At 55.8% G+C, this 20,057-nt stretch carries 13 protein-coding genes; 6 read left to right on the forward strand and 7 right to left on the reverse strand.

Going from position 1 to position 20,057, the window contains the following annotated elements; all coding sequences use genetic code 11:
- The first annotated feature begins 89 nt into the window (after positions 1-89).
- Positions 90-2,999 carry a sulfatase-like hydrolase/transferase gene (locus Mal52_RS29540; protein WP_197534607.1) on the forward strand — a complete coding sequence of 970 codons (2,910 nt, stop codon included), beginning with the start codon at positions 90-92 and terminating at the stop codon, positions 2,997-2,999.
- Complete coding sequence (locus Mal52_RS02185) at positions 2,996-4,384, forward strand: sulfatase family protein (RefSeq protein WP_145374009.1); 1,389 nt, start codon at positions 2,996-2,998, stop codon at positions 4,382-4,384. The genes Mal52_RS29540 and Mal52_RS02185 overlap by 4 nt, the downstream gene beginning before the upstream one ends.
- 15 nt (positions 4,385-4,399) lie before the next feature.
- On the opposite strand, the gene Mal52_RS02190 is transcribed toward Mal52_RS02185, so the two are convergent.
- The 4 genes from Mal52_RS02190 to Mal52_RS02205 all read right to left on the reverse strand — a co-directional run bounded on the left by Mal52_RS02190 (position 4,400) and on the right by Mal52_RS02205 (position 11,637).
- On the reverse strand, positions 4,400-6,154 hold the full coding sequence (locus tag Mal52_RS02190) for a polymorphic toxin-type HINT domain-containing protein (protein ID WP_197534608.1): 1,755 nt from the start codon (positions 6,152-6,154) through the stop codon (positions 4,400-4,402).
- 116 nt (positions 6,155-6,270) lie between these two features.
- A complete protein-coding gene (locus Mal52_RS02195) occupies positions 6,271-8,013 on the reverse strand; it encodes a polymorphic toxin-type HINT domain-containing protein (protein WP_197534609.1) in 1,743 nt (580 codons plus the stop codon).
- A 46-nt stretch (positions 8,014-8,059) separates the two neighbouring features.
- Positions 8,060-11,020: a serine/threonine protein kinase gene (locus Mal52_RS02200; protein WP_145374012.1), complete on the reverse strand. Its 2,961-nt coding sequence runs from the start codon at positions 11,018-11,020 to the stop codon at positions 8,060-8,062.
- On the reverse strand, positions 11,017-11,637 hold the full coding sequence (locus Mal52_RS02205) for a sigma-70 family RNA polymerase sigma factor (protein ID WP_145374013.1): 621 nt from the start codon (positions 11,635-11,637) through the stop codon (positions 11,017-11,019). The genes Mal52_RS02200 and Mal52_RS02205 overlap by 4 nt, the downstream gene beginning before the upstream one ends.
- Positions 11,638-11,925: 288 nt before the next feature.
- On the opposite strand from Mal52_RS02205, the gene Mal52_RS02210 reads away from it, so the two are divergent.
- From Mal52_RS02210 to Mal52_RS02220, 3 genes are all read left to right on the forward strand, one after another.
- A complete protein-coding gene (locus tag Mal52_RS02210) occupies positions 11,926-12,585 on the forward strand; it encodes a hypothetical protein (RefSeq protein ID WP_145374014.1) in 660 nt (219 codons plus the stop codon).
- A 15-nt stretch (positions 12,586-12,600) separates the two neighbouring features.
- Positions 12,601-12,870 carry a hypothetical protein gene (locus Mal52_RS02215; RefSeq protein ID WP_145374015.1) on the forward strand — a complete coding sequence of 90 codons (270 nt, stop codon included), beginning with the start codon at positions 12,601-12,603 and terminating at the stop codon, positions 12,868-12,870.
- Positions 12,871-13,040: 170 nt separating this feature from the next.
- Positions 13,041-14,435 carry a mandelate racemase/muconate lactonizing enzyme family protein gene (locus Mal52_RS02220; RefSeq protein WP_145374016.1) on the forward strand — a complete coding sequence of 465 codons (1,395 nt, stop codon included), beginning with the start codon at positions 13,041-13,043 and terminating at the stop codon, positions 14,433-14,435.
- Between the two features lie 184 nt (positions 14,436-14,619).
- Here Mal52_RS02220 and Mal52_RS02225 read toward each other — a convergent pair whose 3' ends face one another.
- Positions 14,620-15,657 carry a lipid-binding SYLF domain-containing protein gene (locus Mal52_RS02225; RefSeq protein WP_145374017.1) on the reverse strand — a complete coding sequence of 346 codons (1,038 nt, stop codon included), beginning with the start codon at positions 15,655-15,657 and terminating at the stop codon, positions 14,620-14,622.
- A gap of 441 nt (positions 15,658-16,098) precedes the next feature.
- On the opposite strand from Mal52_RS02225, the gene Mal52_RS02230 reads away from it, so the two are divergent.
- Complete coding sequence (locus Mal52_RS02230) at positions 16,099-17,325, forward strand: sialidase family protein (RefSeq protein ID WP_145374018.1); 1,227 nt, start codon at positions 16,099-16,101, stop codon at positions 17,323-17,325.
- Between the two features lie 68 nt (positions 17,326-17,393).
- Here the strand turns inward: Mal52_RS02230 and Mal52_RS02235 are convergent, their stop codons facing one another.
- Positions 17,394-18,749: an amidohydrolase family protein gene (locus tag Mal52_RS02235; protein ID WP_145374019.1), complete on the reverse strand. Its 1,356-nt coding sequence runs from the start codon at positions 18,747-18,749 to the stop codon at positions 17,394-17,396.
- A gap of 2 nt (positions 18,750-18,751) precedes the next feature.
- Positions 18,752-20,056 carry a DUF1552 domain-containing protein gene (locus Mal52_RS02240; RefSeq protein ID WP_145374020.1) on the reverse strand — a complete coding sequence of 435 codons (1,305 nt, stop codon included), beginning with the start codon at positions 20,054-20,056 and terminating at the stop codon, positions 18,752-18,754.
- Position 20,057 lies beyond the last annotated feature (1 nt).

A 20,057-nucleotide genomic window follows, 5' to 3' on the forward strand; every position in this document is an offset into this window, starting at 1 on the left:
TTCGAGGTGAGACATTCCTAGAACCGGTCGTTGGGCATTTCGTGGTCGCGTATCAAGAGAAGTCACCTCGACCAACGCTCAGGAATTCTATGAACCGCCTCATTGTATTTCTATTCGTCGTTGTTGCCGGTTGGCCCTGTTTGGAAATTGCAGCGGCCGAAACCAGCCCGCCGCGTCCTAACATTCTGTTCATTCTGGCGGACGACCTGGCTTGGTCGGACCTGGGGTGTTACGGACATCCCTGGCACGAAACGCCGCATCTGGATCGCTTGGCCGCCGACGGGATGCGGTTCACCAATGGCTATGCGCCGGCGCCGATCTGTTCGGCATCGCGGGCGAGTTTCATGACTGGCAAAACGCCGGCGCGGTTGCACTTTGAATTCGTGACCAAAAACCAGCCGGGACGACCGCAGCACCGCGGCGGTCAATTGATGCGCTCCCCGCCCTATACTTTAAATCTACCGCTCGCCGAACGGACAGTGGCGGAGCGACTGGGCGACGCCGGATATCACACAGCGTTCTTTGGCAAATGGCATCTCAACGCGCACCACGGCCGTTATCTTGGTTGGAGTCCTACGCACGGTCCGCAACAACAGGGTTTTCAAACAGCCGTTGAGGATTTCGGCAGTCATCCCTACAGCTACGGAAAGGGCAAAAAGCCCACACCGATCACCGAGGCGGGACAGTTCCCGGTCGATTCTATGACCAACAAGGCTGCGGCGTTTTTGCAAGGTGAACATGATGCTCCGTTTTTTTTAATGGCTTCGCACTTTTACGTGCACACACCGGTTAAGACCCCGTGCGAATGGTTGCTCAAAAAGTACGACGAAAAAATTCCCGCCGCTGCGCCCAATCGCAAAAAGCAGATCGCTTATGCGGCGTTCTTGGAAACCTTGGATCACTATGTGGGACAGTTGCTCGCGGCGCTCGATGCGTCGGGGCATCGCGACGACACATTCGTCGTGTTCACATCGGATAACGGCGGACATCCTGAATTCGCCGGCAATGGCCCGCTGCGCGGCTCGAAATGGAATCTTTACGAAGGGGGAGTTCGCGTGCCCTTCATCGTCCGCCGTCCCGGACAAGTTCCCACCGGGACCACCAATTCGACCCCGGTCATCGGTTATGACCTGTTACCCACCTTCGCCGCCATGGCCAAAGCACCGGTCGACGTTGCCGCGGAGAAATTAGATGGGCAAGACCTGACAGCGGTCTTTGAAAAGACAGAGCAGGGCCCCGACCGGTCGTTGTACTGGCATTTCCCGTATTACCATCCGGAAAAAGGCTATGAAAAAGCACAGGCGGACATTGGCGTCAACGACTTTGCCGTCAGTCAAACCCACCCGCATTCGGCGGTCCGCTCCGGTAAATACAAAATGCTCTTCTTTCACGAAGACCAACGTACCGAGCTATATGACCTGAGCGAAGACATCGGCGAACAACAGGACATTGTTCAAAAAACGCCAGCAGTCGCCAACGAGATGCGGCAACTGCTAACGACGTATCTCGACGATGCCGACGCCCGTCTGCCACGACCGCTGCAAACCAAAGCCAGTGGAGCAAACGCCGCACCGACTATAAAACCACGGAAGCCGAATATTCTGTTTGTCTATACGGATGACCAAGCCCCCTGGGGTTTCGGCGCAGCAGGCAACCCGCAGGCGCATACGCCGAATATTGATCGTCTCGCCGACCAAGGCGCGCGGTTCACCAATGCCTTTGTCACCACACCGGTCTGTTCGCCGGCGCGGGCCTCGTTGATGACCAGTCGTTATGCAAGCGAATATGGCATCCTCGATTTCATTCCGCATCCCCGCCATAAACTGTATGAAGCGGACAAACAAATCGGCCTTGATCCCCGCAGTGTCACCTTTGCCGAGGTTCTCAAAGAAAGCGGTTATGCGACCGGCTTGATCGGCAAATGGCATTTGGGCGATTGGACGGCTGCGGGACATCGTGACTACCATCCCACGCAGCACGGTTTCGATTATTTCATGGGACTGACCGGCGGCGGCACAACGCCTGACGACCCGCCGCTCGAAGAGCACGGGGAGGTTCGCAAATTCCAGGGGCTAACGACCGACATCCTCACCGACCGGGCGATTTCGTATATCAAGGACCATGCGGAGGAACCGTTTTTACTCTGTTTGAATTATCGCGCGCCGCACGGTCGTTGGTTGCCGGTGGCCGATGAAGATTGGGCACCGTATGAAGACCTCGATCCTATCTTGCCGCATCCTGATTATCCCGATCTGGATGTGAAATTGGTCAAACGCAAGATGCGCGAGTATCTGGCAAGTATCTCCGGCGTGGATCGCAATTTGGGCCGCGTATTACGCACCCTTGATGCCTTGGATATCGCCGATGAGACCGTGGTGATCTATACCTCGGACCACGGCTACAACATGGGCCACAACGGCATTCATCACAAAGGCAATGGGGTTTGGGCGACGAAGACTAGGCCGCCGTCGACAAAGAACATCAACGGCAAGTACCGCCCCAACCTGTACGACAATTCGCTGAAGGTCCCCGCAATCGTCCGTTGGCCGAGAGTGGTCAAACCGGGGACGGTGATCGAGGATTCAACGACCAGCTTGGATTGGTATCCCTCGTTGGTCGAAATGGCCGGTGCGACATTACCAGAACAACACACTGTCCGTGGCCGCAGTTTGGTGCCGCTACTTCGTGGCGAATCGGTGCCCGATTGGGATCAAAATGTCTATGCCGAGTACAGTATGATCAACTATTGCCGCGCGTTCATGCGAACCTACCGCACGCCGGAGTGGAAACTGGTCCGCGACTTCCTCGATCCGGCGCGTGATGAACTCTACCACCTCAGCGTCGATCCTGAAGAACGGGTGAATCTGATCGGCGAAGACCGGCCCGAGATTCACAAAATCATTGCTCACCTCGACCGTGAAATCCGCCGCAACATGCAAGACATCAACGACCCGTTGCTCGACACGATCCAACAAAAACCGACCGGAGTCACTCCATGAGACGATACGCCCTGTTTGTCGCGTGCATGTGGATGACACTCGTCGGGCCGTCGCAGGTAACGGCCGAAAAGAACGCGGTTCGGCCGCCGAATTTCCTCGTCATCCTCGCCGACGACTTGGGGCGGGAGTTGTTGGATTGTTACGGCGGGCAATCCCGCTATGAAACGCCGCGGATCAATCAATTGGCCGCCGACGGCATGCGGTTTAAGCATTGCTATGCGACGCCGCTGTGCACGCCCAGCCGGGTGGAGATTCTGACCGGACGGTATAGCTTTCGCAATTACGTCGCCTGGGGCGCATTAGAGCCGGGCGAAATCACCTTTGCCAATCACCTAAAAGACGCGGGGTATGCGACCGCCTTTGCCGGCAAGTGGCACCTGGGGGGCTGGTCTTCGAAGCCGCCGCGGATCGTCCAAGCTGGGTTCGAGGAGTTTTGTTCCTATGATTCGGTTCAACTGTTGGCGGATTCGAAGCGCGGGCGGGGAAATCGTTTCTGGGGCGGCACGATCGATCGCAACGGCAGGCAGACAAAACTCGACCGTTACGGTCCTGATGTGAATTGTGATTTCCTGGTGGACTTTATCCGTCGTCACCATGAGACCCCGTTTCTGGCCTACTATTGTTTAACGCCGATGCACCGGCCGTTTCACCCCACGCCCGAGCATCCTGATGCGCCTGCAGCGGGGGAGGATCCGCCGGAGGCGTGGAGGGGTAGTCGCGGCGATGCCAAAAACTATGCCGCCATGCTCCGCTATACCGACAAGCTGATCGGGCGTTTACTCGATACGCTCCAAGAGCAAGGGATCGCCGAGAACACCGTTGTGATTTTTACATCCGACAACGGCACCGACAACAAAGGGGAAGCCAAGACGATCCGTACAAAATTCCGTGACCGGATGGTCAGCGGTGGCAAGTATTTCCCGATCGAGTTGGGGGTCAATGTACCGTTGATTGTACATTGGCCGCAGCGAACCACACCGGGCCGCGTCTCGGAGGAATTGGTCGATCTTACCGACTTGCTACCGACGATTCGCAAAATTGCGGGGGCGAAGAAAAACGAGGGCCGCCCGACCGACGGCGTCAGTCTGGTCCCCCATCTCACCGGCCAAGCAGAGCACGATAAGTCGTTCATTTATACCTGGGGGAATTTCGACCACAGCTCGAAAAGGTATAAAGCCCCGGCACAATACGCAGAGACATTTCTACACGTCGTCCGCGATAAAAACTGGAAACTCTATAGTGACGGCCGGTTGTTTGATCTTTCGCAAGACTTTTTCGAAGAACATGCAATCCCCGCTGAAACCGACCCCACCACCGACGCCGTTCGAACTCGGTTGCGAAAATCGCTGTCCGAATTGCGAGCGACGCCGCCGAAGAAGTTTTAGTCTCAGACTTGGGATCTAGCGGGCCGTCAGTTCTTCTCGCATCAATCCCGGCACGATGGCATTGGTTGGTTCGCGAATGGCGTTGTCGTGGCTGAGCACCATGCCGCGGCCGACGAAGTATGTGTGGAAATCGGCAACGACGAGGTTATAGACCTTCTCCGCTGCCCCGCCGGAGATCGCTGCCACTTTCTGCGAGCCGATGACAGTGTGCAACACATTGCCCGCTGCTAGGTTTTTGGCCATCGTCCATCCGTGTCCGGAATGCCAGAAGGGATGTCCGCCGGTACACACCAGGGTTTCGCCTCCCTGGAGCAAGATCGTCTTGAGTTCTTGGGGAGTCCGCTGCGTGGGACGCAGGACCGGTTTGTACATCAGTTCGCCGGTCTCGATATTCTTGGAAAGCACCCGGTCACCGGCACGGATCTTTTCAATCGCCACAAACCCCTCATCCGTCCAGACGGGTGTTCCTGCCTGAAAACATTCGGCCGTCGGTGTGTATTGTTGATAACCTTGATCAAAACTGAAATAGTTTTGATTGTAACTGAGATCAACAGGCTTTTCGCCCACCTCGGTATCCTGTTCTGAATTCCACCATGCCCACCATTTCTGAGGCGAATTCGAAACGTCTACCTCAGAAATGGCTGCCAGGACCGTATAGATGCGGGCATTGTCTTTTTGGGCTTGTGCATTGATTTGCCGAGTCGTTTCCTTTTGCCGCCGTGAAATATCCTCAGCAAACCGCCGACTGGATGCGGTATTCATATCTGTTGGTCCGATGAAGTCGATCGTCGATTCCACAACCAGTGCTCGTTTTTGATATTGCTGTTCGCGGTAGTAGACCTGTCGGATAAACGCCGAGCCGTTGCGATAACTGGCTTCGATGTCGGTCTCAATCGGTGTGGTCAGTCGGCCTAACAACTCGGGAACCGATTGTTTGTGCGGCTTGTTCTGCAGTTCTTCGATGGCGGCGTCTCGAACACGGCTGTTGTTGGCTGCGATGGCGACGTCGACAAGGGCATGGGCCGCTTGGTAGACAGTCATTTGTCCAAACGTACGCGTGGCTGCCAATTCTTCGGGCTCTTGGCCGCGGAAGAACAATTGCTCCATCGCGTAAACCGCCTCCGGATCGGTAATCGCCGCCAGTTCTTTTTCTGCTTTTTTGCGTCGGCGTTCGGAAGGAGAACTCAAACCGTTGCGAATCTTTAGGATGCGTGGCTGCCAACGATTCAGTGCGGCGGCGCGGGTTTGCTGTTCCTCTTTAAACATTTCTATCTGTTGAGGGCTAAGCCATATTCCGCCGATCATTCGATAGCCGAGTCGTCTGCGGACGGCCTCGGATGTTGGTTGAATTTCCAACGCTTCCACGAGGTGAGCCCGCTCCTGATCCCAGAGTCGGTGTGTCCGGCACCAATCGGCCAGCTTGAGGCGTTCCTCGAATGACTCTCCCGCGTCACTGCGGCGCTGGCGATATTCACTGCGCAGCGCTAAAAGTTTGTCGGAGGTGGGCTGCTGATCGTACGCGACCCAGCCGGCGTGGGTTCGTACTTGTCCCGACTGCCAACGCGCCGGCGCATCGCGTTTCGAATTGCCCAGCACGCCTTGGAGTAACTCGGCACGGTTTGCCACGCCTCCATCGACTTCCAAGCGGAGCACCTGCGCCAGCGTCTCCCGCGAATTGCGCGAGACCGGACGCTCAGCAACCACGACAGCCGTACTGGATAATCCGGCAACGACCACAATGATCATGATCTGTGTTGAGCACTTCAGCATGGTATCCACCTTTCCCTGCGCTTTCGCGAGTATAGTGATTCTTGGTATCAGCTGCGGCAGCGGCGTTTGGTTTCGCATTGTCTTAAAGGACTTGGGGCAAACCGGCAGCGCAGTGACTAAGGTGCTCTCAGCTCTTTTCGCATCAATCCCGGCACGACGGCGTTGGTCGGTTTGCGGATTGTGTTGTCGTGGCTGAGTACCATGTCATGACCGACGAAATAGGTATTAAAGTCTGCCACGATGAGGTTGTAGACCTTTGCAATCGGCCCGTTGGTCATGCCATCGACTGACTGTGCTCCGGTCACAGAATGCAACAAGTCCCCCTGCTTTAAATCCTTGGCCTTCATCCAGCCCATCCCAGAGCGCCAAAATAGATGGCCGATCGTGCAGTCCAAGGTTTCGCCGCCCGACAGCATGATCGTTTTGAGCTCTTGTTCGGTCCGCTGGGTCGGTTGGAGAACAGGTTTGTACATCAGTTCCCCGGTCTCAATATCTTTGGATAAGACCCGGTCCCCGGCACGGATTTTCTCAATCGCTACAAACCCCTCGTCCGTCCAGACCGGCGTTCCCGCACGAAAACACGAGATCGTAGGCAGTTGGACAAGTCGTTCATGCGAATGCTCGTAGTAGTATTCGTACTGCTTTTCAGAGACTCCGATGTCCTGCTCAAGGTTCCACCAACTCCACCATTTTTCGGGAGTATTGGACACCTCGGCGTCGGAAATCGCTGCAAGCACTGTGTAGATTCGAGCATTACTGTTCTCGGACTGTTTGTTGAGTTGGCGGGCAAGCTCAGCCTGTTGCCGAGCGAGATCTTCTACGAAACGCTTGGTACCTGTGGCGTAGAATGCGCCCCCTCGACGACCCGTCCCTGGTCTACCACCCTGAAGCGTCGTATCCACAATGGCTGCTTGACGTAGATACTGCCGCTCTCGATAGTACACCTGTCGAATGAACGCGCCAGAGTAGTGAAAGCGGGTTACGAAAGCTGTCTCCGTCGAATCGGATAATCGTGCCAATAACTCCGGGACCGTGTGTTTATGTGGTTTTTCTTTGAGTTCTTCGATAGCTGCGTTTCGGACCAGGCTATTGTTCGACTCAACCGCAACGTCGACCAGCGCGTGTGCTGCCTGATACGCGGTGATCTCTCCCAAAGCCCGAACGGCGACCAATTCCTCCAGCTCGACGCCACGGAGAAATAACTGCTCCATCGCATAAACAGCCGCCACATCCGTGATGGCGGCTAACTGCCGTGTGGCGAGACGCTGACGCCGTTTCGAACGGGAATGCAAACCGTCACGCAGTTTGGTGAGGCGCGGTGCCCATTCCTTGAGTGCGGCGGCGCGCATTCCCTTTTCTTCGTCGAGTCGTTGCTGCTGTTGCGGGCTGAGCCATGAGCCTCCCACAAATTGATGACCGAGCCGTGTGCGTAGCTCGGACGACATGGGTCGAAATTTTAACGCTTTCAGAAGATGCACACGTTCTTGATCCAGCAGTTTGTGAGTCCGACACCAGCCGGCGAGCTGAAGTTGCCCTTCTAGTGTCTCTGGAGTTTTCTGGCGCCGCTGGCGATATTCTTTGCGTAGCGCCAGGCTCGTATCCATCAACAACAATTGATCGTAGGCCATCCAGCCCTTCTCGCCACGTACCTCCCCGGCTTGCCAGTGCGCCAGGTCATCCCATTTCGAATCGATTAAAGCGTCTTTAAGTCGCGCAGCCCGATTCGTGATGATCCCGTCGGCTTCGGATTGCAGAACCTGCGATAGTTCTTCTTGAGCAGCGCGGCGCCTCAGCGGTTGTCCGGCGAACGTTCCCGGACTCCACATCCCGACAATTGAGAGAAAGATAGCGATAGACATCGAGCGTTTCATGACATCACCCGCCTTTCCAAGCGCAACCTCGCGATTAATCAGCATCCGTTTGAGCAGGAGAATCGACGTTCGATCCGGCTGCCTGATATGTTTTTAAAATCTGTTGTTGTAGCTCGTCCCAGTCCAGATCCACATAAGACCGCAGGATCCCCAACCGCCGTTCCGCATCAGTGAGTTCAGCGCTCGTCACAACAGGATTGGCTTTCAGACGCTGCTCCTGCCGTTTGAGTCGCTTCGTCCATTTCTCCAACTTCACGTTCTTTTCTAGGAATGTTCCGGTCTCTTTCTCATAGCGTCGCTCAGCGGCGCGACGTTCATTCATAACAGTTTGCGCGTTGCGATTGACAATACTTGCTTGACGCCATACCGCATGCAACTGGGCATGATACCGCATCATTTGATCCTGCAACGTGAAGAGTCTACGGCGGGTCACATCCCCATTACCAAAATTTGTTTCCCTTGCATTCCCCGATCCGATGTCAGGACCAGATTGACTGTAGAGTTGAATTTCAAATTGCAACGACTGTATTGAGCGTCGCAGCGATTTATCTTGTTCCTCCAACGTGATGTATTCCTTTTCCAGTTCATTCAGTTTTTCATCCGCTTGCGAAGTTTGGTCTTCCAACCACTCCTTCCATTGCTTTGCATCACGCTTGATGTCGTTCCGCTGCCCGGCGAGCTCTTCACGGCGGTCGGCGAGTTCTTCTTGCTTTACGTTTCGTTTATCCAGTTGCGCTGTTTGCGTATTCTTGCGGATTTCATCCACGCGGGTTTGCAACTGCTGGTGAGTCAATTGCGTCATCAACTGACCTGCGTCGTACGCTGGTCGATAGGGGGCGCTCAAGGATTCGCGGAAATCCATTCCGGGACGCTGCAAAGCCTTATCAACTTTGCGTCCGCTTCCCGGACCCTGCAAAAACGCAACCACGCGTCCCACCCAGTGCGCGGTATTCGTGCGCGTCGCTGTGTCGGGCCAAGCGGCGGGGGAATCGGAAAGGGTCTTCACCAACTGTGCCAGACGATCCAGCCCCGGTTCATACTCTTTCCGCGACAGCAAATACAAAATCTCCGCTTGCTCTGCCGGAAGGTAAGGATAATCAGCGCGGTGTTTGGCCGCATCGAAATGTTTTAGAGCCTCGGACGGGCGAAAGTTTTTTAAGTTCACCAGCCCCAACGCATAATCCAGCCGCGGATCGTTGTCGCACAGTCGACGGGCTTCGACGGCATATTGTTCAGCCGCCTCCACGGCGGATTTTCCAGACTGCCCCAGCCCTTCTTCCAAAATGTTTTTGACCAAACTGACGTAGGCTGCTTGATTGGATTCCACCCGGAAATCGAGCGGGGGAGGGGGCGTTGAATCCGGTACGATAAATTGCGGTGCGATCGGTTGTGGAGCGGGTTGTGCGTCACTGCCTGCCGCCACATCGACCGCCAAGGGGGCTTCGGATTGTATTTCCTCGATGTTTGGTTGTTGTTGCAAGCGGGCGAGCACTCCGGCGATCTGGGCGATTACCGGCCGTAGCGATTCCGGCAACTGCGGCATGGGCTCCGCAACATCCTCCGCGACCGCAGGCGGCTCTGGGATATTCGGTTCGACCCTCTTGGGCTTTTTGATTTCGAGCGGACGGACATGATCGACAACGATCGGCGGAGTTTCATTGCCGCCGCGTGCCTGGTGTGCGCGGCGGGGCGCGAGCGTTAGTCCCGCTGCGAACACAAAGCAGCCGCAAATGAGAATCGCTGCCGCCGCGACCCATTTCTGATGCCGCTTGGACCATGTCGAAACGCGGGCCAACAGATTCGGCGGGCGGGCCGCTATTGGTTCGTTGTTCAAAAACCGCCGCAGGTCGGCCGCCAGATCTTCGGCAGTTGCGTACCGTGCCTGTTTGTGTTTGGCGATGGCTTTCAGAATGATCGTTTCCAGATCCTGAGGGAGCGACGGTTCCAATGTTCGGGGGCTGACCGGATCATGTTGCGTCCGTTCGCGTAGCAGTTCTGCACGCGTTTCCGCTGTGTACAACGGCTGCAAGGTCGCCAGTTCATACAACGTGGCTCCCAGGGCGAAGATGTCGCAGCGGTGATCCACGTCGGTCGGCCGGTCGGAGATTTGTTCTGGGCTCATGTACCGCAGCGTCCCGACCAAATCGCCGGTGCCGGTCAAGGTGGCATCGGTTTCGATTTGTGCCAAACCAAAATCAGCAATCCAAATCTCGCCCTCGCTGTCGAGCATTAAATTCGAGGGCTTGATGTCGCGATGCACAATACCCCGTTGGTGCGCGTACTCCAACGCTTCAGCGGCCTGGACCCCGATCTCTGCCACCGTACGATAAAACTTACGGCCTCGGTCAAACCCGCCAGCCGATGAGGACTCCAAAGCTTGCGTTTCCGCATCCGCCGTCGTCGCAGCCCCGACGCATAGATGCCGCAATTGCACGATGGCGTCCGAAAGGTCCCTGCCCTCAATATACTGCATTGCATAATAGTGCACGCCGCGTTCGCAACCGACGGCGAAGACCGGCACAATGTGTGGGTGATGCAGCGCCGCGGCCGCCTGGGCTTCATTTTTAAAACGTTGCAACTGCCGTTTGTCGAGTACAGCAGCAAATGGCAGCACCTTCAGTGCAACGCGCCGTCCCAGCGAGACTTGCATCGCTTCATAAACCACCCCCATGCCGCCCCGACCAATTTCGCGGCCCAGTGCAAAGTCGCCGAGCATCGTGCGGCGGCCGTTACGGAATCCACCGAGGGACCGTGTCTCGCGATCTTCCTCGGACGGCCCAATCTGGTGCAGCGCCGCCAGCGACGGAATCAAGTCGCGGATTTGTCGTTCCAAGTGCGGATATTGTTTCACGATACCCGACACATCGATCGAGCGGCCTTCGTTGAGGAATTGTTCCACTTGTTCGGCGATCAGACCGTAGACCAAATACTCACCCCCGGAACTCTCCTCGGGCAGCGTTTCGGCATGTGGGTGTGAGCGGGATTTCACGTTCATGACGATTCCCCGGAAGGGAGACGAGCGGTGAGAATGTCTTTCAGCCGTTTGAGCGCGCGACCGTGTCGCATGGTCGCCGCTGTCGCGGCAATCTCGAGCGCTTCGGCGACTTGCAGGTTGCTCATGCCTTCGAAGTGTCGCATCACCAAGACCTCGCGGTCGCGATCATTCAATTGTTGCAAGGCCGCCGCGACCTGTCTACGTAATTCTCCCTGCTCCATGATTCCACTGGGGGTCGGTCCCCCGGCGAGTAATTGGCGGCCCAGGGCCAACGAAGATTCCGCCGGCAAGCGCAATTCTCGCAGGATGTCACGAGATTGCGTTCCCAGGTGACGTCGCTGAACTTTCAGCAGTCGATCCAACGTCAAACCTCGCAGCCAAACAAACAGGGTGACCCGCGGATCGCTGACGTAAGCGTCGATTTTTTGACTGGCGTCCATAAAGGTCTCCTGCAGGATGTCCGACGGGTCAACGCGACGGGTCAACTGCCCAGCGATCCGCAATTCGACCATCCGCCGCAATTGCGGACGATATTGGCCAAATAACTCGGCCAATGCCGTTTTGTCCCCCGAGCGCAGCCGTGCCCAAGCGCGATGTCCGTCTGTTGATTGATCCACGGATTCCCAATTCTCTGTATTGGTTACTCCCCGAAACGAGCGGGATTATTCACACATTTTAGGAGAAAAAATGCGTGAATCCTACAAAATACTCAAATTCTGGCCGCCCCGCAGCAGGCAGGGCAATTCCGCGGTCAAATCGATTATGATGCAGGGGCGGAGAAAATGAGCCGCATTTCCATTGTTTCGAAAACGGTAACAGCTACGTAGCCACGCACTAACAGCGGCGCCCTTTCATGCCGCAACATTGGTCCTGACCTGCCGTGCAGGACGAGAAGCGGAAATCCGATGAGGTATTTCATCAAGATCGTGTTACGCCTCTATCGCAAACTCATCCCGCAAAGCCGCGCGATCGTGCTGATGGGCATGGCTGCTGCCATTTGCTTTCTAATTCTAACGGTCTGTTTTCCGCATCCCTTCTTTTTTTTCAAGCTACTATTGGGCCTCATGATTGGGGTTTGCTTGATCGATCTGTTGTCGCCGAAATTGGGGGATGCAGCGGTTGCGGACTATATGAAAAATCGTCGAGGCCGGCTGGGGATGCTGCTCGCCGCACCCATCGTGACCGTACTCGTCGTTACGCTTTTTGTGACGGAAGAGCAATTCCGAGAGAAGATCAGGCAATTGACGCCTGCGGATATCGCCTCAATTTCCATTGTGGAACTTGAGGGAGGAAAAAATGTAGAGCATCTCGCGTCTCCCGCGTCGGTCGCTGAGTTTTGCCGTCTGTGTCGCCGCGCCGAACTGTTTTACACAAGCCATGAAGCTACGGTGCGGGATTTCCAATTGAGGATTCAATATATCGACGGCCGCAAGGAAACTTACGAAGCAGGCGTGTTCGAGGCACATCAAGGTGACATGGCTTTTAGTTTTCGTTCGTTCGTGATCATTGATAAAATGATCATTCCCGGAGGCCGCCCGTGGTTGGACAAAATCGCGACTGAATAGTGAAAAGTGCTCGCTATGGATAAACAAATCGCATTCGGCTTGATTAATACAGCTGTGGCCATCGTCTTGATGCGGAATATCTATCGAACGATTTCTTGGCTGCGCACAGGAGTCATCACCAAGACAAGCGATATGAGGTTGCTGTTTAAGAAAGACGAAGGGGATGTCATTGACAAATCCGATTCCCCTGGGAGGTATTGGGAAGTCATTGCCATCGATGTGATTTTGCAAGTTCTCATGTGTACCTTCTTCTATTACGTGGCTCTAAGGCAGAGCGTCTTTTGATCCAGCACTTGCCCAACAGTTGCTCATATCTCCGCAAGGGCATCTCGACGATGCAAGATCGTGATCTGCATTTTTCGCCACTCAACGTTTCATTCCACGCACTGCCCTCGAGATTTCGCTATAATTACCGGTGCTTTGAATTCGTTTGAAAATTTGCGAGGAATGAACAGATGACATTCGGCCCCAGCAGTTTGGTACCAAAAAAGAAAAACATGCACCGGCGGCGGTTCTTGAAAACCGGATTGGCCTCTGTGGCTGTGGGTGGGTTGCTGCGGGGGGTGCCGCTGGTTGCTGCTCCGCCGACTAAAGATTTGACCGTCACCAAAATTGACCGCGTGACGGTGAAAGTCCCCTTTCGGCCCGCGCCGGATCGGAACATGGCGCGGGAAATTCCGCACTGGAAATATTCTGAAATCTGTACCGTCCATTTACAGAGCGGTCATCAAGGACACGGCGAAACGCTGTTGTACTACACCTGGGGTGTGACCTCGGATGAGGATGTTAAAAACGCTCTCGGTAAAAATGCCGCTGCCATCATGTGGGATGACTCTCTCGGTGCCGGATTGCAAATGGCGCTGTTCGATGCGGTCGCTCGCGCCTGTGATGTGCCAATTCACAGCTTGTTGGGACACCAAGTCCACGAGCGAACGCCGCTCTCCTGGTGGAACATCGATACCTATCCTGAAGACATGGCGGCCGAATGCAAGTTGGCGTACAGCCAAGGTTACATGGCCTACAAAACCAAAGGCCGGCCTTGGTTCGATATCTATGACCAGATGGATTTGGCCACAAAAGAAGTACCGCCCGAATTCAAAATCGACATGGACTTCAACGACACGCTGCTCAATGCCGAGCTAGCGATGCCGATCGTCAAGGCATTGGCTGAGTATCCGCAAACCGACATTTACGAATCGCCGATTCCTCAGAGAGACATTCCCGGCAACCAAGCCATCCGCAAAGCAACGCGCGTCAAAATCGCCATGCACTACGGCACGCCCCCGCCGAAAATTGCGATTTGCAAAGGTGTCTGCGACGGATTCGTGATTGGTCGCGGTGCCTCCGCCTTGCTCGCCTCAGCAAATGTTGCTGCGGTCGCCGACATGCCGTTTTGGTTGCAGTTGGTCGGTACGGGCATCACCGCCGCGTACTCGCTGCATTTTGGCGGCGTGACCAGTCACTCGACGTGGCCGGCAGTCAATTGCCATCAGTTGTATACGCACCAGTTGCTGAAAGAACCGATCACGCTACAAGACGGAACAGCGGCCGTCCCCACCAAGCCGGGACTTGGATACGACATCGACTGGGAAGCGGTCGAACGTTTCCGCGTCGACAAACCGGCAGCGCGACCCGATCCACCACGGCTCGTCGAAGTCAGCTGGCCCGATGGCAAGAAGATATACTTCAACCACTTAGGCGGCGTGAACTTCGTATTGGTTCCTTGCGGAAAGCCGGACGTGATTCCGTTTTACGTCCGCGGCGTCAAAACGCGGTTGTTGTCCGACGATGGTTCCGCGGAATTTCAGGATCTGTACGAGCGTTCCCGCAAAGGACCACTCACGATTTGAACTGGGTAAAATCGTGCTCTTTCTCCCACCGTTACGATCCAGATAACACACTGAGGTCGGGTGCCACTGCTGGCTTGTCCAGCAGTGTTTCTGCCACCCTGTGCGCTGGGTTTGATCAAAAGCAACAGGGGACGAACTGAGTTCGTCCCCTGGTGAATAAAAACGATTGCACTCGGCGAGAATGTTAATTCGTCGGTGCGGGGGGCAACTGCAACGTGTCTGTCGCGGGAGTTGCCGTCAGTTTGGCAATGTATTCCTTGATCAAATGGTAGGCCTGTCGAAACTCGGCCTTTTCACTGAGCGAACGATATTGCGGATTCGCAGCGATCTTATCAAAGCGGCCGAGCAACTCCTGCAGTCGTTCTACCGGAGGATGCTGATCGCCGGTGAACACCTGCGCCGGAAAGGCCAGATACTTTTGCCAGTCGGGGGGCAGGATTTTGGCAAGCTTGATTGCCGCAGCTGCCAATTGCTCGCGTGTCACTTCCGTATCGTTGACACGTTTCGGCGGGGAAAACGCGGGACCCGATTCCGCTGGGACTGCGACCGCGTCGCCGGAGTATTGCATCACCTTTTCGATCAATGTCACTGCCGAGGGAGGCAACGCATTTCCATTGCCGGCAGGAGCAGCGCGGTAATAGGCCGCCTCTGCGGACGGGTCGAGACGAATTGCCGAACCGTCCAAGGAGACGCCTGCGAATAATCCGCGGCTGCGTGCGTAGGAGAGAATTTCCGCTTGCAGACGTTCGTCGGTCGCTGCGGCCAATTGTCGTCCGACCGGTCCTGCTGCGGCGGCCGCATCGACGCCGATTGTAAACTTTCCGCTGAGCAAGCCGCGGACGCTATTTTTGGTCATGAACACTAAAATGATATCAGTCGACTGGACACCCACCTGAAACCCGATGCTGCCGCCGGTCATTTGCAAAAATCGCGGTGCATCCCAGCCCCGGCTTTCGTTGCGGACCAAGGCGACGCCATGACCGTGCCGCGCGCCAATCACAAAGCCCCCTTTGAGCATATTGGGAATGATCACAATGCCTTCGGCTTTGGCCAACAGCGACTCAGGAATTTTACGTCCCGGTGTCTGCATGACTTCATCCAGCACAGCTGCCGAATTGAGCACAGTCTCAATTTCCCGCGTCTGAGCAGCCAGGCGGGATGCCGAGCAGGTAAAGACCGTCGCAACCAAGGCGGCGGATAAGAAAAATCGGTGAGTTGTCATCGCGGGGACTCCATTCGTTACGGGGAATTTCCTAATTCGCTGGGAATTGTAGCCAAGCTGGGTCTCAGATCAATGGCGATTCCCAGCACCCCATTTCACGCTAAAAACCGCCTGTCTACGCATGACGACACCAATTAACTGTTTGGTCAGTAAACTCCACGCTGCTTGTTGCGATACTTCAGCGTTGCATGATTAAGAACCACGAAAGACACGAAAGACACGAAATTTTTGCCAATGCTCGCCGCTGCTAACGTGGCTATTAAGTCGTGAGAGACTGCTTAAGCCTTAGTTTTTTTTCGTGTGTTTCGTGCCTTTCGTGGTTAAATTTTATAGCGACCTGTGATTGCGGTCGCATGGCTACCAAATCGCTCCGCCGGTATCATGGAATTTCTAATAAACGATATTGATCCACTTCATTGATCCCTTTGCGAGACTCCCTCGATGCGAAACTTTGCCCTCTTCACTTTGCTCCTCATGATTATGCACGTCGTCGTCGCACCCACCTGGGGTGAGGAGCCGTCGTTTTCTTCTGAACTGATTTTTCCCGTCGAAGACTGGCACAACCATGGCTCGTGTGTTGTCGAGTGTCCCAACGGCGACTTGTTGGCGTGTTGGTTTCATGGTTCCGGGGAACGGAAGGCGGATGATGTGGTGATTCTCGGGGCGCGAAAACTCAAAGCGACCGGTAAGTGGACCGAGCCGTTTGTGATGGCCGATACCCCCGGCTTTCCCGATACGAATTGCTGCATGATCATCGATCCCGACGAGCGACTGTGGCTGCTGTGGCCCACGATTCAGGCGCATACGTGGGAGAGCGCGCTGATGAAATACAAGATCTCCGAAAATTACATGCAGCAAGACGCAACTGCCCCTGAATGGGATTCGATGCAAATCTTGCACATGAAACCGGGTGATGATTTTGAAGACAAGGTGCAACAGGCGACCGACAAGTACGTGGCTTCGCTCAATATTCCGGACAATCTCGCACCGTTGGTCAATGCTTGGAAACAGCGGAACCAGAAACAGGCTGCTGATAAACTCACCCGGCGACTTGGCTGGTTCACCCGCGCGCATCCGCTGATTCTGGATGGCAAAACCATGCTGGTCGGTTTGTATTCCGACGGCTTTTCGTTTTCGCTTGTTGCACTGACCGACGATGGAGGCCAAACCTGGCGGTTCAGTGATCCGATTGTTGGGGGTGGCAATATTCAACCGAGCTTTGCCCGCAAGGTAGATGGCACGTTGGTGACCTACATGCGCGATAACGGCCCGCCTCCCAAACGCGTGCTGGTTTCTGAATCGACCGATGGCGGCATCTCCTGGGGTACGGTTTATGATCATCCGCAACTGCATAATCCCGGCGCGGGGTTGGAGTTAGCCAATCTGGCGGACGGGGATTGGATCTGCATTTACAACGACGCCGAAAACAGCCGCAGCACTTTGGCAGTCTCGATCTCCGACGACGAAGGGGCCACCTGGAAATGGACGCGGCATCTCGAACAAGACAAAACCGGCAAAGGCCGCTACCACTACCCCTCAATCATCCAAGGCAAAGACGGCATGCTGCACGCCACGTACAGCTACTTCGTCCCCACTCCCGAAGGTGAACGGAAAAGCATCAAGGCGGCAACATTTAACAAGGCCTGGGTCCTCGAAGGGGACCAATAACCCCGGGTGCGGGAGGCTAAGAGATTCTGGGTGCCACTGCTGGCTTGCCCAGCAGTGCGATGAACGGACTATTCGTCCGACTCCCGCTCCAACAGTTTTGCCGGGTCACAGACCTGTCCGCGATGCACTACAAAGTCGATCTTCCGCGTGTTGCGAATGTCCGCCAGCGGGTCGGCCGAGAGTACCACAAGGTCCGCTTGTTTGCCGACCTCAATGCTGCCCAGCGTGTCGGACTGCTTGACGATTCCCGCATTGTGCAGCGTGGCCGATGTGAGCGCCGCTGCCGGCGACAGCCCCGAGGCGACCAGCAGTTCCAATTCTTGGTGCAGCGAAAATCCGGGCGGGACGAACGGTTCGGGTGTGTCGGTCCCCACCAGGATTTTCACCCCCGCTTTGTGCAGCAAGCCGGTGAGTTCCTGATACTTCTCAATTTCGCGGAGCCGTAACGGACGCGTTTCGGGAGCGAGATTGCTGGAGGCGCGATACGCTTCCCAGTATCGCAGCATCCGTTTCGGCACATGTTGCAAATCCGCGTGTTGGTGGACCTCTTCCAAGTCGTTCAAATAGATCATATTGCGAAACACGACCAACGTCGGATCGACGGCCACTTTTTGCTTCGCCAATTGAGCGATCAGTGCTTGGCATTGTGGGTTTTGCAGATCAAGATTCGCCCGTGGATTGGGGACCTTGGCCGCTGCGGGAGAGATGCTGTAGTTGAACACCGACCAGATATGTTCCAAACAATCGATCCCGTCGGTCGCCGATTCCTGAGCGGTGTAGCGGCCCAAATGACCGGTGACCATCATGCCGCGGCGGTGTCCCTCTTCAATCACTTTTTGCCCGATCGCTCGCGGCGTGCCGACATAGATTTTCAGTGTCACCACGTTCCACTGCGACATCTCATCCACAAAAGCGGGGACAAGCGCCGGATCGGTCAAGCTGTAACCGATGTCGCGGTGCACCGGTCGCGCGCCGTCGATGAGCGGACTAGCCAGAAACACCTGCGGACAAAACTCCGGATGCAGCGCCGCATACCGCGCGATGCCTACTTCAGCCACAATCGCATCGCCGGCACTGCGGACCGACGTCACCCCCGCTGCCAAGAATAGCGGCAAAAACTCATCACCTGTGACGTGCGTGCGATCCGCCAGATGCACCAAATGCACGTGCGCATCGATCAAGCCGGGGATCACGTATTTACCGCCCGCCTCGACAACGGTTGCTCCGTCGGGAATCGTCGCCGGTTGTTCCTGCGTGCCGATCGCCGTGATCAACCCGTCCTCAACCACAACCGTCCGCTCCGGCAGCATCGTCCCGGTCGCGGTATCGAACACCGCCGCATCGCGGAGCACCAGTGGCGGAGGTTCCGCCGCAATGACCGTGCAATGAATCAAGCATGCCGCAACGAACAGGGCCGATCGCATCGTCAGACCTCATCCAACGGCTGGGTAGCGTCGCCGAAGGAATCCAATTGGACGCCCATTTTATCCATCATGCTCAAGTAAAGTCGGCACATTTGGCGGTCGGGTTTTTCAAGGTAATCCAAATTCTGACCCCCGCGAATCCGCCCGCCCCCGCCGCCGACCATCACCACGGGAAGTTGATTTGCATCATGGTGTCCGTTGAGCATGCTGGAACAGAGCATCAACATTGAGTTGTCCAGAAGTGTACGGTCTCCTTCGCGAATACTGTCCATCTTGCGGGCGATGTAGGCGACCTGTTCCAGGAAGAACTGATTCACCTTCAACCAATCGTCCGTATCGTTGTGCGATAGCAGATGGTGAATCATGTAGTCCACGCCCAGATGCGGAAACCGCAGCGTGCCGTGATCGTTGTTGAGTTTCAACGTGCAGACGCGGGTCGTGTCGGTTTGGAAGGCCAGCACCAAAATGTCGCTCATCAACCGCATATGTTCGACAATGTCCTGCGGATATCCATCGGCTGGCCGCGGGATGTTGGGACCAGTCAGCGTGGGCCGCCAGCCTTGCATTTCTCCGCGCTTCCCAGCGCGCTCGATCCGCTGTTCCACATCACGGACCGAGTTTAAGTATTCATCCAATTTATGTTGATCGAGCGTGCTAATATCCCGGCGAAAGTCCTTAGCATCGGCCAAGACGGCATCCAAGACGCTCTTGTCGCCCAACTGTGCACTCTCTTTGAAGAGGTGGTCGAAGGCCAACGCGGGATAGACTTCCAAAGGGGTCGGCGTGGTCGGGCTGCTCCAGGAAATGTGCGAGCTATACAGCATCGAATAATTTTTGTGCACCGACGGGTTCGCTTTTTCGCAACCCAGCACCAGGCTCGGCAGTTTGGTCTGATGGCCGATTTTTTGCGCCACGACTTGATCGACACTCGTGCCGGAGCGAATCGTGCCTCCCGCTGTTAGCGGCGCGCCGGACAGCAAATTGCCCGTTTGCGAACTATGAATGTTTCCCTTGAGCGCTTCGGCGTTGTACAGCCCGCGAATGAATGTCATGCGGTCGCGAAAATCATTCAGCGGAGCCAGCACCTTGCCGAGCTCCATCGATTTGCCTTGCCCCTTGGCCCACCACTCGTGGCGATGGTATCCGCAGCCGGAGAACAGAATCGCCATCCGCGTCGGCGCTTGGCTGGCGGGTGTGATACTGGGAGTCTCGTCGCCCCAGACCGACAGCGACTCCATCCACGGCAGGGCCATCGTGACACCCAAGCCGCGAAGCATCGTTCGACGTGAAAACTGATGGTCTGCCATG

Source organism: Symmachiella dynata (assembly GCF_007747995.1).
Classification (GTDB): domain Bacteria; phylum Planctomycetota; class Planctomycetia; order Planctomycetales; family Planctomycetaceae; genus Symmachiella; species Symmachiella dynata.